Annotated in this window: 17 protein-coding genes; all 17 read left to right on the top strand. The window is 60.8% G+C overall.

What is annotated here, in order from left to right; genetic code table 11:
* Positions 1-7: 7 nt before the first annotated feature.
* Positions 8-772, top strand: a complete 765-nt coding sequence (gene fliH, locus GIW48_RS06040; protein ID WP_170040635.1) for a flagellar assembly protein FliH — start codon at positions 8-10, stop codon at positions 770-772.
* The gene (gene fliI, locus GIW48_RS06035; protein ID WP_017134940.1) at positions 762-2,120 is read left to right on the top strand and encodes a flagellar protein export ATPase FliI; all 1,359 of its coding nucleotides are present in this window, start codon (positions 762-764) and stop codon (positions 2,118-2,120) included. The genes fliH and fliI overlap by 11 nt, the downstream gene beginning before the upstream one ends.
* 3 nt (positions 2,121-2,123) lie before the next feature.
* Positions 2,124-2,573 carry a flagellar export protein FliJ gene (fliJ, locus tag GIW48_RS06030; RefSeq protein ID WP_236460383.1) on the top strand — a complete coding sequence of 150 codons (450 nt, stop codon included), beginning with the start codon at positions 2,124-2,126 and terminating at the stop codon, positions 2,571-2,573.
* Between the two features lie 129 nt (positions 2,574-2,702).
* Positions 2,703-3,008, top strand: coding sequence for an STAS domain-containing protein (locus GIW48_RS06025; RefSeq protein WP_017134941.1), 306 nt, complete (start codon positions 2,703-2,705; stop codon positions 3,006-3,008).
* Positions 3,005-4,723 (top strand): ATP-binding SpoIIE family protein phosphatase, encoded by a 1,719-nt coding sequence (locus GIW48_RS06020; RefSeq protein WP_236460384.1) that lies wholly within the window; start codon positions 3,005-3,007, stop codon positions 4,721-4,723. Before GIW48_RS06025 ends, GIW48_RS06020 begins: the two co-directional genes overlap by 4 nt.
* Before the next feature lie 30 nt (positions 4,724-4,753).
* Positions 4,754-5,098, top strand: coding sequence for an Hpt domain-containing protein (locus tag GIW48_RS06015; RefSeq protein WP_099548879.1), 345 nt, complete (start codon positions 4,754-4,756; stop codon positions 5,096-5,098).
* A 218-nt stretch (positions 5,099-5,316) separates the two neighbouring features.
* Positions 5,317-6,657: a flagellar hook-length control protein FliK gene (locus GIW48_RS06010; protein ID WP_236460385.1), complete on the top strand. Its 1,341-nt coding sequence runs from the start codon at positions 5,317-5,319 to the stop codon at positions 6,655-6,657.
* A 222-nt stretch (positions 6,658-6,879) separates the two neighbouring features.
* Positions 6,880-7,383 (top strand): flagellar basal body-associated protein FliL, encoded by a 504-nt coding sequence (fliL, locus tag GIW48_RS06005; protein WP_017134945.1) that lies wholly within the window; start codon positions 6,880-6,882, stop codon positions 7,381-7,383.
* A gap of 9 nt (positions 7,384-7,392) precedes the next feature.
* Positions 7,393-8,361 (top strand): flagellar motor switch protein FliM, encoded by a 969-nt coding sequence (fliM, locus tag GIW48_RS06000; protein ID WP_010166091.1) that lies wholly within the window; start codon positions 7,393-7,395, stop codon positions 8,359-8,361.
* A gap of 45 nt (positions 8,362-8,406) precedes the next feature.
* Complete coding sequence (fliN, locus tag GIW48_RS05995) at positions 8,407-8,874, top strand: flagellar motor switch protein FliN (RefSeq protein ID WP_017134946.1); 468 nt, start codon at positions 8,407-8,409, stop codon at positions 8,872-8,874.
* Position 8,875: 1 nt separating this feature from the next.
* Positions 8,876-9,316 (top strand): flagellar biosynthetic protein FliO, encoded by a 441-nt coding sequence (gene fliO / locus GIW48_RS05990; protein ID WP_170040638.1) that lies wholly within the window; start codon positions 8,876-8,878, stop codon positions 9,314-9,316.
* The gene (gene fliP, locus GIW48_RS05985; RefSeq protein WP_056859761.1) at positions 9,316-10,059 is read left to right on the top strand and encodes a flagellar type III secretion system pore protein FliP; all 744 of its coding nucleotides are present in this window, start codon (positions 9,316-9,318) and stop codon (positions 10,057-10,059) included. The genes fliO and fliP overlap by 1 nt, the downstream gene beginning before the upstream one ends.
* Before the next feature lie 4 nt (positions 10,060-10,063).
* Entirely contained in the window at positions 10,064-10,333 is a 270-nt protein-coding gene (gene fliQ, locus GIW48_RS05980; RefSeq protein ID WP_003214552.1) for a flagellar biosynthesis protein FliQ, read from the top strand.
* 4 nt (positions 10,334-10,337) lie between these two features.
* Positions 10,338-11,123, top strand: coding sequence for a flagellar biosynthetic protein FliR (gene fliR / locus GIW48_RS05975; protein WP_017134949.1), 786 nt, complete (start codon positions 10,338-10,340; stop codon positions 11,121-11,123).
* Positions 11,124-11,126: 3 nt separating this feature from the next.
* The gene (gene flhB, locus GIW48_RS05970; protein ID WP_056859763.1) at positions 11,127-12,263 is read left to right on the top strand and encodes a flagellar biosynthesis protein FlhB; all 1,137 of its coding nucleotides are present in this window, start codon (positions 11,127-11,129) and stop codon (positions 12,261-12,263) included.
* 354 nt (positions 12,264-12,617) lie between these two features.
* Positions 12,618-12,914, top strand: coding sequence for a helix-turn-helix domain-containing protein (locus GIW48_RS05965; RefSeq protein WP_099548883.1), 297 nt, complete (start codon positions 12,618-12,620; stop codon positions 12,912-12,914).
* A partial coding sequence (locus GIW48_RS05960; RefSeq protein ID WP_236460386.1) for a HipA N-terminal domain-containing protein occupies positions 12,911-13,386 on the top strand: 476 nt, incomplete at its 3' end. The genes GIW48_RS05965 and GIW48_RS05960, both read left to right, overlap by 4 nt.

The raw sequence follows: 13,386 nt of genomic DNA, 5'->3' as shown, positions 1-13,386 counted from the left end.
GCGTCCCATGTCGAACAAAGATGAGACGCCCAGCGATCTGATTCGCGCGCGGGATGTCGGCGGGTTCGACATCTGGTCGCTGCCCAGCTTCGATCCACATGTGCCGGAACCTGAGCCCGAGCCGTTGGTTGAAACGCCGGTAGAGATGGAAGAAGTGCCACTGGATGAAGTCCAGCCACTGACCCTTGAAGAGTTGGAAGCCATCCGCCAGGAAGCCTACAACGAAGGCTTTGCGGCCGGCGAAAAAGACGGCTTTCGCAGCACTACCCTCAAAGTACGCCAGGAAGCCGAAGAGGCGCTCGGCGTCAAACTCGCCAGCCTTGAGCGGCTGATGGGTACGCTGTTCGACCCGATTGCCGAGCAGGACTCGCAGATCGAAAAAGCCATGGTCGGCCTGGTCGAGCACATTGCCCGGCAGGTCATCCAGCGCGAGCTGGTGCTCGATTCCAGCCATATCGAAAGCGTCATGCGCGAAGCCCTCAAGCTGCTGCCGTTGGGCGTGGGCAATGTGCGCCTGTACATCAACCCGCAGGATTTCGAACAGGTCAAAGCCCTGCGCGAGCGCCATGAAGAAACCTGGCGTATCGTCGAGGACGCGGCGTTGTTGCCCGGTGGTTGCCGCGTGGAAACCGAACACAGCCGCATCGATGCCACGGTGGAAACCCGCATCAGCCAGATCATGGCCAAGCTGTTGGATCAGGTGCATGAGCAGGTGTTGAACCCCGCCGAACCTGACCTGAGCGTTGATCTGGACGCCACCGATGCGCCTTGATCGCACCAGCTTCGCCAAGCGCCTGGGCGGCTACGCCGAGGCCACGGAGTTGCCCGGCCAGCCGATTCTTGAAGGGCGCCTGCTGCGCATGGTCGGCCTGACCCTCGAAGCCGAAGGCCTGCGCGCCGCCATGGGCAGCCGCTGCCTGGTAATCAACGACGACAGCTACCACCCGGTGCAGGTCGAGGCCGAGGTGATGGGCTTTTCCGGCAGCAAAATTTTCCTTATGCCGGTCGGCAGCCTCGCGGGCATCGCTCCCGGCGCCCGCGTGGTGCCCTTGGCCGACACCGGCCGCCTGCCCATGGGCATGAGCATGCTCGGTCGCGTGCTCGACGGCGCCGGCCGCGCACTCGACGGCAAGGGCGGCATGAAGGCCGAAGACTGGGTGCCGATGGACGGCCCGACCATCAACCCGCTCAACCGCAACCCCATCAGCGTGCCGCTGGACGTGGGCATTCGCAGCATCAACGGTTTATTGACGGTCGGTCGTGGCCAGCGTCTGGGCCTGTTTGCCGGTACCGGCGTGGGTAAGTCAGTGTTGCTGGGCATGATGACGCGCTTTACCGAGGCCGACATTATTGTGGTCGGGCTGATCGGCGAGCGCGGCCGTGAAGTGAAAGAGTTCATCGAGCACAGCCTCGGTGAAGAAGGCCTCAAACGCTCGGTGGTGGTCGCGTCGCCTGCGGACGATGCGCCGCTGATGCGCCTGCGCGCCGCCATGTACTGCACGCGTATCGCCGAATATTTTCGCGACAAGGGCAAGAATGTCCTGTTGCTGATGGACTCGCTCACACGTTTCGCCCAGGCCCAGCGGGAAATCGCCTTAGCCATCGGCGAACCGCCCGCCACCAAAGGCTACCCGCCTTCAGTGTTCGCCAAGCTGCCCAAGCTGGTGGAGCGCGCCGGTAATGCCGAGGCCGGTGGTGGTTCGATCACCGCGTTCTATACGGTGTTGTCCGAAGGCGATGACCAGCAAGACCCGATTGCCGACTCGGCGCGGGGCGTGCTCGACGGCCACATTGTGCTGTCGCGGCGCCTGGCCGAGGAAGGGCACTACCCGGCCATCGACATCGAAGCTTCGATCAGCCGGGTGATGCCGGCGGTGGTCACGCCCGAGCACATGGCGCGTGCGCAGCACTTCAAACAACTGTGGTCGCGCTACCAGCAGAGCCGCGACCTGATCAGCGTCGGCGCCTACGTGGCCGGTGGTGATCGCGAAACCGACCTGGCCATCGCGCTGCAACCGCAACTGGTGAGCTACCTGCGCCAGGGGCTCAACGACAAGATCAGCATGGGCGAAAGCGAAGCTCACCTGGGCTCGATCTTCGCTCCGGCGCCGGGCGGTTAAGCCATGGCCAGCAGCCGTTCTTCACGCCTGGCCCCAGTGGTGGACATGGCCGAAAAGGCCGAAAAAACCGCCGTGCAACGCCTGGGTTACTTCCAGGGTCAGGTGCGCCTGGCGGAAAGCAAGCTGGGCGATCTGGAGCGCTTTCGCGGCGAATACCAGCAGCAGTGGATCGAGCGTGGCAGCAAGGGCGTCTCCGGCCAGTGGTTGATGGGCTACCAGGGCTTTCTCAACCAGTTGGAAACCGCTGTGGGCCAGCAGCGCCAGAGCCTGGCCTGGCACCAGAACAATCTCGATAAAGCCCGTGAAAGTTGGCAGGCGGCGTTTGCCCGCGTTGAAGGCTTGCGCAAGCTGGTGCAGCGTTATATCGACGAAGCGCGGGCGATTGAGGACAAGCGTGAGCAGAAGCTGCTCGATGAGCTGTCACAGCGCCTTCCCCGCCAGTCACAGTACTAACAGTTTCCACTTGCCTACTGTGGGAGCCGGGCTGTGTGGGTGCTGGCTTAGGTGGGAGCTCGGTGTTGCCCAGATCCGGTTCAGCTGCTAAACCTTGTTGCACATTGCCAATGACAAGGAAGCAGTCACATGTCAGTCGAGTCAGAAGTATCCCTGGATGGGACGAAGTTGACGATTAAAGTAAGAGGCCGATTCGATTTCGGAAGCCACCAGACCTTTCGCGATGCCTACGAGCGGTTCTACAAGGTGCCCGACATCTACGTGGTAGATCTGAAAGAAGCCACCTATCTGGACAGCTCGGCGCTCGGCATGCTCCTGCTGCTGCGGGACCATGCCGGTGGCGATGAGGCCGAAGTGCAGGTCATCAACAGCAACTCCGATGTGCGCAAGATCCTCGGCATCTCCAACTTCGACAAACTGTTCGACATCAGTTGAGCACCTTGGCCCCGGTCCTTGAACCACTGACGATCCTGATCGCCGAAGACAGCGCCGCCGATTTGCTGTTGCTGTCGACCATCATTCGGCGTCAGGGCCACCAAGTGCTCACCGCCACCAATGGCGCACAAGCCGTCGAGGTGTTTACCCGCGAGCGCCCGCAACTGGTGTTGATGGACGCCCTCATGCCGGTGATGGACGGTTTTGAAGCGGCGCGGCGGATCAAACAGTTGGCGGGTGAGGCGCTGGTGCCGATCATCTTCCTCACCTCGCTGCGCGAAAGCGAAGCCCTGGCCCAATGCCTGGATGCCGGTGGCGATGATTTCCTGCCCAAACCCTACAACCCGCTGATCCTGGCCGCCAAGATCAATGCCATGGACCGTCTGCGGCGCCTGCAGGCCACGGTGCTGCGCCAGCGCGACCAGATCGCCCGGCACCACGATTACCTGTTGCATGAGCAACGCGCGGCCAAGGCGGTGTTCGACAAGGTAGCGCATTCGGGTTGCATCAATGCGGCGCCGAACATTCGTTACCTGCAATCGCCCTATGCGCTGTTCAACGGCGACCTGTTGTTGGCGGCGTATACGCCGTCCGGCGACATGCATGTGCTGCTCGGTGACTTCACCGGCCATGGCCTGCCGGCCGCGGTGGGCGCCATGCCGCTGGCGGAAGTCTTCTACGGCATGACCGCCAAGGGTTACGGCCTGGCGCAGACCCTGCGCGAGATGAATGCCAAGCTCAAGCGCATCTTGCCGGTGGACATGTTCTGCTGCGCCACGCTGGTGTGCCTGAGTACCCAGCGGCGCGTGGTGGAGGTATGGAACGGCGGCATGCCCGACGGCTATGTGCATGAGATCGCCACCGGCAAGCGTACGCCTTTGTTATCCCGGCACCTGCCGCTGGGTGTGCTTTCGGCACAGGCGTTTGATGACAGCACCGAAGTCTGGCCCATGGCCTTGGGCGACCGGGTGTTCTTGTTGTCCGATGGGGTGCTGGATACCGCCAACGCCAGTGAACAGTTATTTGGCGCGGCGCGTTTGCAGCAGGTATTTGCCAGCAATCGCAAGCCTGACCGCTTGTTTGAGGAGATTGAGCAGGCCCTGGCGGCGTTCCGGGGTGAGGCGCGCGATGATGTCAGCATGGTGGAGATCACCTTGCAGCCTGGCCAGCCGTCGCGGGCGGCTGAGCCGCTGTATGCCGACAGTGGCCAGTCGTGCCCGTTGGATTGGTCGGTGAGCTTCGAGTTTCGTGCGCGAACGCTCAAAAGCTACAACCCGTTGCCGTACCTGTTGCAATTGCTGCTGGAGATTCATGGCCTGCGTGGGCAAAGCGGGGCGCTGTACAGCGTGATGGCCGAGTTGTATTCCAATGCGCTGGAGCATGGCGTGCTGGGCCTGGATTCGCGACTCAAGCGCGATGCCCAAGGATTTGCCGAGTATTACCGCCAGCGCAATGAGCGCCTGACGCAGTTGAACAGCGGTTACGTGCGGGTACATGTGCAGGTGTTGCCGACTGCCACGGGCGGCAAAATGACGCTGCGCATCGAAGACAGTGGCCCAGGGTTTGACGTGGAACAGGTGCTGGCGCGGCCGCTGGATATCGACCGTTTGTCTGGCCGGGGGCTGAGCCTGGTACGGCAACTGAGCAGCGATGTACGCTGGACCGATGGCGGGCGCAGTGTGTGCGTGGAGTTTTGCTGGGGGGCTCTGGCATAATCCGCCGATTCTTGATCAAGGAGCGAACAAGTGCTTGAGATTCATCTGGACCCTGATGTGCTGACGGGCCTGCAGGAAGTGATGGAAAGCGAATATCCGAAATTGCTGGATACCTTTCTGGACGATTCGCAAAAGCGTATCGATGCGTTGCGCAAGTCGCGTGGTGACGCCAAGGCGTTGGGCCGGATTGCCCATAGCTTCAAGGGCAGCAGTGGCAACCTTGGGGCGGTGCGGTTGGCGCAGTTGTGTCAGCGGCTGGAGGTGGAGTCCGTCGAGTTGTCGGCGGACTTGGGTGCGCTGGTTGATCAGATTGATCATGAGTTTGCGTTGGTGCGGCCGCTGTATGAGTCGGAAAGGCAGCGCTTTCAGCTTTGAATTGAGTCGCCAAGCCGGTCTCGGCCAAATGTGGGAGCTGGCTTGCCTGCGATGGCATCGACTGGTTTTGCCTGATACACCGAGGTGTCTGCATCGCAGGCAAGCCAGCTCCCACAGAGCACAATGGATCTACCGTCAAAAAACCAAACCTGGCCCAACTCTTGCTCTACCTCCCAATACTGCATCCCCGACCCCCAGTGCAGTGGAGACCTTTACCTATGCCAGTCGCCCCCAATTCGCTCCTTCAGGCTGCCCCCGCGGCCAAGCCTCAAGCGCCGGCCGCCACACCGCCTGTAGCGGCCGCGGACCCACGGGACAAGGGCCCTGGTTTCGCTCAAGTGTTTGCCAACCAAAGCCCCAAGCCCACGCTGAAGACCAATGACACTCCGGTCAAAATCTCGCGTGACAAGCCTGCGGACGCCAATACCAAGCCGGTTGCCAGCAACGACAAGCCTGCCGCCAGTACGCCAGCGGTTGCCGATAGCGGCAATCCCTTGCCTGCCAAGCCGGCCAAGGCCGACGACAGCGCCAGCAGTGATGACGACAAGTCCGCCGACCCGGCCCTGGCGCAGCAGCCCCCGGCTGATCCGGTGGTCGACCCGGCATTGGTCGCCGTTGTTACGCCGGTGCCTGTTCCGGTGCCAACGCCCGCGCCGGTAGCCACCCATGACGACACGGCCCAGCCGGTGGTCGCGGCGCCGCTTGCAGGCACCGATGACGCCAAGCAACCGGCCTTCGACCCCGAAGCCGATCCGCTGGATTCGATGCCGGCCGTGCGCTTGGCCATGGAGCAGGGCGGCCATGTGTCGGCCAGCAGCCAGACGCCTCAGAAAGCCGCGCCGACCTCCACTCAGGACCAGCCAACCGCCGCGCAGAACTTTGCCGCAGGTCTTGCCAGTATGGTCGACCAGCAAGCCACCAAAGACAGCACTGACCAGGGCGGCGACAAGGCCTTCAGTGGGCTGATCGAAGGTGGCCTCAAGCATTTGAAAGACGCCGGCAGCGACACGCGGGTGGATGATTTCGCCAACCGCCTGGCCGCGCTGACCCAGGCTGCCACGCCGAAAACCGCGAACGCCTTGCCGCCCGTGGCCAATGCGCCATTGGCCATGCACCAGAGCGGCTGGACCGAAGAGGTGGTCAACCGCGTGATGTACCTGTCCAGCACCAACCTCAAGTCGGCGGAGATTCAGTTGCAACCGGCTGAACTGGGGCGCCTGGATATCAAGGTCACTATGACCGCCGACCAGCAAGCCCAGGTCAACTTCATGAGCGGCCACGCCGTGGTACGTGAAGCGCTGGAAAGCCAGTCCGGCCGTTTGCGCGAGATGTTTGCCCAGCAAGGCATGGGGCAGGTCGACGTCAACGTCTCCGACCAGTCGCGTGGCTGGCAGGGTCAGGGCCAGGAGCAACAGCAGCAGAATCAGGCCCGCGGCATAAGCGGCAGTGGTGGGCGTGGTGATGGCGGCGATGCGGGTGACGCTGCTGAAGTGGCGGCGGCGGTCGCGCCGGTGAGCCAGACCGTGATCGGCTCCAGCGCCGTCGATTACTACGCCTGACTTGAGCCAAAAAACGCGGTCAATGTGGGAGCTGGCTTGCCTGCGATGGCGCTGTATCAGGCACAGAGATGTGAGCTGATCCACCGCTATCGCAGGCAAGCCAGCTCCCACATTTGATTTTGGGTGTTCGCCGTTCCCCGGTTAGTCAGACAACTCTGGCATAACACTTGCTCTTGCCTTCCCGTAGATCTATGAATCCCCGAATAGTGACGGATTATTGGCATGGCGAAGAGTGACGACGCAGCAGCAACCCCACCCGCAGGCAAAGGCAAGCTCAAGCTGATCCTGCTGATTGTGCTGGGCCTGCTCCTGGCCATTGGCGCCTCGATTGGCGGCACGTGGTACATCATGCACAGCAGCGCGAGCAAACCGGCTCCCGCCGCCGAAACCGCCACTAACGTCAAGCAACCGGCAATCTTCGAGCCGATGCTGCCGGCCTTTGTCGCCAACTACAATCAGAACGGTCGCCAACGCTACCTGCAGGTGAGCATCACCTTGCTGGCGCGTAACCAGGCGGACCTGGATGCGCTTAAAGTGCATATGCCGGTGATCCGCAACAACCTGGTGATGCTGTTCTCCGGGCAGAGCTTCGACAGCCTGGCCACCCCGGTCGGCCAGGAAATGCTGCGCCAGAAGGTCACTGCCAGCGTGCAGGAAGTGGCCCAGAAAGAGCTCGGCAAAGTCGTGGTCGAGCAGGCGCTCTTCACTAACTTCGTATTGCAGTAGGATCACGACATGGCCGTGCAAGACCTGCTGTCCCAGGATGAAATCGACGCGCTGTTGCATGGCGTCGACGATGGTCTGGTACAGACCGAAATGGCTGCCGAACCCGGCAGCGTCAAAAGTTATGACCTCACCAGCCAGGATCGCATCGTCCGTGGGCGCATGCCGACCCTGGAGATGATCAATGAGCGTTTCGCCCGTTACACCCGTATCAGCATGTTCAACATGCTGCGCCGCTCGGCAGACGTAGCGGTAGGCGGCGTGCAGGTGATGAAGTTCGGCGAGTACGTGCATTCGCTGTATGTGCCCACCAGCCTCAACCTGGTCAAGATCAAACCGTTGCGCGGTACCGCGCTGTTCATCCTCGACGCCAAGCTGGTGTTCAAGCTGGTGGACAACTTCTTCGGCGGCGACGGCCGCCACGCCAAGATCGAAGGGCGTGAATTCACCCCTACCGAATTGCGTGTGGTGCGCATGGTGCTGGAGCAAGCCTTCATCGACTTGAAGGAAGCCTGGCAGGCGATCATGGAAGTCAATTTCGAGTACATCAACTCGGAAGTGAACCCGGCCATGGCCAACATCGTCGGCCCCAGCGAAGCCATTGTGGTCTCCACCTTCCACATCGAGCTTGATGGCGGTGGCGGCGACCTGCACGTGACCATGCCGTACTCGATGATCGAGCCGGTGCGCGAAATGCTCGACGCCGGTTTCCAGTCCGACCTCGACGACCAGGACGAACGCTGGGTCAAGGCCCTGCGCGAAGACCTGCTGGACGTCGACGTGCCTTTGAGCGCCACTGTGGCCCGTCGCCAGCTGCGTTTGCGCGATATTTTGCACATGCAACCGGGGGACGTGATCCCCGTGGAGTTGCCGGAAGAGCTGATCATGCGCGCCAATGGCGTGCCGTCGTTCAAGGTCAAGCTCGGTTCCCACAAGGGCAACCTGGCGTTGCAAGTGATCGAACCGATCAACCGTCGCTGATCTGCCCCTTCTATCGATGAATTTTTGCTGCGCCGAGGACATGTAATGGCTACCGAACACGAAAACACTTCCGCCGAAGACCAGGCCCTGGCTGACGAATGGGCTGCGGCCCTGGAAGAAACCGGCGATGTCGGCCAGGACGACATCGACGCGCTGCTGGCCGCCGACGCCGCCATGGCGCCGGCCGGCAAACGCCTGCCGATGGAAGAATTCGGCAGCGTGCCGAAAAACAACGACCCGGTGACCCTCGACGGCCCGAACCTGGATGTGATTCTCGACATTCCGGTGTCGATCTCCATGGAAGTCGGCAGCACCGAAATCAACATCCGCAACCTGCTGCAACTCAACCAGGGTTCGGTGATCGAGCTCGACCGCCTGGCCGGTGAGCCGCTGGACGTGCTGGTCAACGGCACCCTGATCGCCCATGGCGAGGTGGTGGTGGTCAACGAGAAGTTCGGCATCCGCCTGACGGACGTGATCAGCCCAAGCGAACGCATCAAGAAGTTGCGCTGAGATGAAGTATTCGATGGCGGGACTGTTTCTGGCGCTGCCATTGAGCGCCCTGGCGGCTGAGCCGGTCGCCCAAGCGGCGGCTGCGGCACCTGTGGTCAGCAGTGGTATCGGCGGCCAGTTGACCCAGCTGGTGCTTGGGTTGTTGCTGGTAGTCGGTCTGATCTTCGTGCTCGCCTGGCTGATGCGCCGCGTGCAGCGCATCGGGCCGGGCAATGCCCAGGTGATCGAGATGATCGGCTCGCGCGCCCTCGGCCCGCGTGATCGGCTGGTGCTGGTGCAGGTGGGCGAAGAGCAAATCCTGCTGGGTATCACGCCCGGCCGCATCACCCCGTTGCACGTACTCAAGACGCCGGTGGAAGCGACCAGGACCGAGACCGCCACGCCGGAATTCGCCCAGCGCCTGATGGAGTTGCTGGGCAAGGATCAGAAGGATAAGAAGTAATGCGCGTTTTATTGACGCTCATGCTGTTGCTGGCCGCGCCGCTGGCGTTGGCAGCCGATCCGTTGTCGATCCCAGCGATCACCCTGGGCACCAACGCGGCCGGCGCCCAGGAATACTCGGTCAGCCTGCAGATTTTGCTGATCATGACCGCGCTGAGTTTTATCCCGGCGTTTGTCATGCTGATGACCAGCTTTACGCGGATTATCATCGTGTTCTCGATTCTGCGTCAGGCCCTGGGCCTGCAGCAGACACCGTCGAACCAGATCCTTACCGGCATGGCGCTGTTTTTGACCTTGTTCATCATGGCGCCGGTGTTCGACAAGGTGAACCAGCAAGCCTTGCAGCCCTATCTGGCGGAGAAACTCTCGGCTCAGGACGCGATCGACAAGGCCCAGGGTCCGATCAAGGACTTCATGCTGTCGCAAACCCGTTCCAGCGACCTTGAGCTGTTTATGCGCCTGTCCAAGCGCACCGACATTGCCACACCGGATCAGGCGCCGTTGACCATCCTGGTGCCGGCCTTCGTCACTTCCGAATTGAAAACCGCGTTCCAGATCGGCTTCATGATCTTTATCCCGTTCCTGATCATCGACCTGGTGGTGGCGAGCGTGCTGATGGCCATGGGGATGATGATGCTGTCGCCGCTGATTATTTCGTTGCCGTTCAAGATCATGCTGTTTGTGCTGGTGGACGGCTGGGCGCTGATTATCGGCACCCTGGCCAGCAGTTTCGGCGGGGTGTAGTGACATGACGCCAGAAGTAGCGGTCGACCTGTTCCGTGAAGCGCTGTGGCTGACCACCATGATGGTCGCCGTGCTGGTGGTGCCGAGCCTGTTGGTGGGCCTGCTGGTGGCGATGTTCCAGGCCGCGACCCAGATCAACGAACAGACCTTGAGCTTCCTCCCGCGTTTGCTGGTGATGCTGATCACCCTGATCGTCGCCGGCCCGTGGCTGGTGCAAACCTTTATGGAATACATCCTGCAGCTGTACGGCAGTATTCCGCAGTTGATCGGCTGACCGGATGCAATCGGTACTGGCCTTGACCGACACCCAGATCAGCACCTGGGTGGCGTCTTTTATCCTGCCAATGTTTCGCGTCACGGCAGTGCTGATGACCATGCCGGTGTTCGGGACCACCTTGGTGCCGAGGCGCATCCGCCTGTATTTTGCCTTCGCCATTACCGTGGTCATCGTGCCCGGTTTGCCGCCGATGCCGCCGGTGAATGCCCTGGACCTCAGTGCGTTGTTGCTGATTGCCGAGCAGATATTGATCGGCGCGCTGATGGGCTTCTCGCTGACGTTGTTCTTCCAGGCCTTTGTAATCGCCGGGCAAATCATCTCGATCCAGATGGGCATGGGCTTCGCGTCCATGGTCGACCCTACCAACGGCGTGTCGGTGGCAGTGATCGGGCAGTTCCTGACCATGCTGGTGACCTTGATTTTCCTGGCGATGAACGGCCATCTGGTGGTGTTCGAGGTCATGACCGAAAGCTTCACCACCTTGCCGGTGGGCTCGGGGTTGGTGGTCAACCACTTCTGGGAGTTGGTCGGCCGCATGAGTTGGGTATTGGGCGCCTCGTTGTTGCTGGTGTTGCCGGCGATTACTGCGCTGCTGGTGGTCAACATCGCGTTTGGCGTGATGACTCGCGCGGCGCCGCAGCTGAACATTTTTTCGATTGGTTTCCCGCTGACCCTGGTGTTGGGCATGGGGATTTTCTGGATCGGCATGGCCGACATTCTCAATCAGTATCAACCGCTGGCCACCGACGCCTTGCAGTTCTTACGTGATCTGGCACGGGCGCGTTGAGCCATGGCCGAGAGCGAGAGTGGCCAGGACAAAACAGAAGACCCCACGGAGAAACGTAAAAAGGACTCCAGGGAAAAGGGCGAGATTGCCCGCTCCAAAGAACTCAATACCCTGGCGGTGATGCTCGCCGGTGCCGGGGGCCTGCTGATCTACGGCGGTGGCCTGGCGCTGGACCTGATGGAGCTGATGAAGCTCAACTTTTCGCTGCCGCGCGAAGTGCTGCTGAGCCCCGGCGCCATGGGCCAGTACCTGTTGCACTCGGGCAAGATCGCGATTCTGGCGGTGCAGCCGGTGCTTATCACCCTGTTGCTGGCGGCGCTGATCGGGCCGGTTTCCTTGGGTGGCTGGCTGTTTGCCGCCGGCAGCATGGCGCCCAAGTTCAGCCGCATGAACCCTGGGCCTGGGCTTAAGCGTATGTTTTCCACCAAGGCGCTGGTGGAACTGCTCAAGGCGCTGGCGAAATTTATCCTGATCCTGTTTGTGGCGTTGACGGTGTTGTCCTCCGACATCGACGATTTGTTGCGCATTGCCCATGAACCGCTGGAATCCGCAATTATTCACAGTGTGCAGGTGGTGGGCTGGAGTGCGCTGTGGATGGCCTGCGGGCTGATCATCATCGCCGCCGTGGACGCGCCGATTCAGCTGTGGGAAAGCCACAAGAAACTGCTGATGACCAAGCAGGAAGTGCGTGACGAGCACAAGGACCAGGAAGGTCGCCCCGAGGTCAAACAGCGGATTCGCCAACTGCAACGCGAAATGTCCCAGCGCAAGATGATGGCGGCGGTGCCGGATGCCGACGTGGTCATCACCAACCCGACCCACTACGCCGTGGCGCTCAAGTACGACCCGGAGAAGGGCGGCGCGCCGATGTTGCTGGCCAAGGGCAGCGACTTTACCGCGCTGAAGATTCGCGAAATCGCCGTGGCCAACGACATTCTGCTGCTGGAATCGCCGGAGCTGGCGCGGTCGATCTTCTACTCCACCGACCTCGACCAGGAGATCCCCGCTGGCCTGTACCTGGCCGTGGCGCAGGTGTTGGCCTACGTGTACCAGATCCGCCAATACCGCGCGGGCAAGGGCAAGCGGCCAGACCCGCTCAAGGACCTGCCGATTCCGCCGGAGCTGCGCCGCGATTCCTGAGTCGTCCTGCACCGACGCCATCGCAGGCAAGCCCGGCTCCGACCTCGCGTTTTTTCCTGCCCGTGCGCCGAGCTTGCAGCGCGCCGTTCGGCGCATGATCTAAACCCCAATGGATACGGAGGCTGACGGACAACCAAAGTTTGAGCTGTGCGCATGGAAGATATAATTAGTCATAACTGACCTATTAAAGCGAATTTTTCCATATAAATAGTCATATCTGACTGTTAGCAAGGTATATGATTTTTCCTCGCGCACGCCAATAGCACTATAATGGTCAAAACTGACTAATAATGCTGATTTTATGCCATTAATAAGTCAGATTTAGCCATTAGGAAAAATTAAACGAGGCCTGCCATGTCCTTCATGCATTTGCTCAGCTCCCCCGCAGAGATCGCTCGCGATGTGGGGAAAAATGCAAAAAAGCTACGGCTATCGAAAAACCTCACGAGGAAGACCTTGGCAGAGCTTTCAGGGGTATCGGAGTCGTCGATCCAGCGGTTCGAGACTGCAGGTTCTATTACTCTCGAATCGATGATTCTGCTCGCCACCGCGCTCGATGAGCTGACTCCGCTAACGACTCTGTTTAAACCTTCGCAGCCGAACTCCCTCACAGAGCTGAAAAACTCAAAGCGCAAACGGGGTTCTAAATGAAACCGCGCCAGGATTATCCGAAGCTGAAGCGTTTCGAATCCCTTGAGGTCACCAAAAGCGGTGTGAAAGTCGGTGATCTGTACAGGGAGGAGGGGGTTGGGATTTTTTTCACTTACGACCCGGTATGGCTCGCTACAGGCTTCAACCTGTCGCCGTTCACGATGAAGTTTGACGACAAGCCCCAGCTTGCTCGTGCTCCTGAACTGTTCGAAGGATTGCACGGCCCCTTTGCGGACTCTCTTCCAGACGGCTGGGGCATGCTGCTGATGGACAGATTCCTTAATGCCACATTCGGTGAGGGAACTGCTTACACAGTTACTGCCCTGGATCGGCTCGCTTACATGGTGTACGGACCGGACACATGGTTGACGGGTGTGCGGGGACATGGTGGACACTTCTCGGCGAAGCCAGCTTCGCCGGGAGGCCATCATGCCCTGGAACACGAGAGACGCCATGAGCCTAAAACAAGAGT

The organism is Pseudomonas sp. PA-6-3C (assembly GCF_021605825.1).
Classification (GTDB): Bacteria; Pseudomonadota; Gammaproteobacteria; order Pseudomonadales; family Pseudomonadaceae; genus Aquipseudomonas; species Aquipseudomonas edaphica.
The sequence above is the reverse complement of the archived record's forward strand: the minus strand, read 5'-3'. Positions and strand labels throughout refer to the sequence as shown.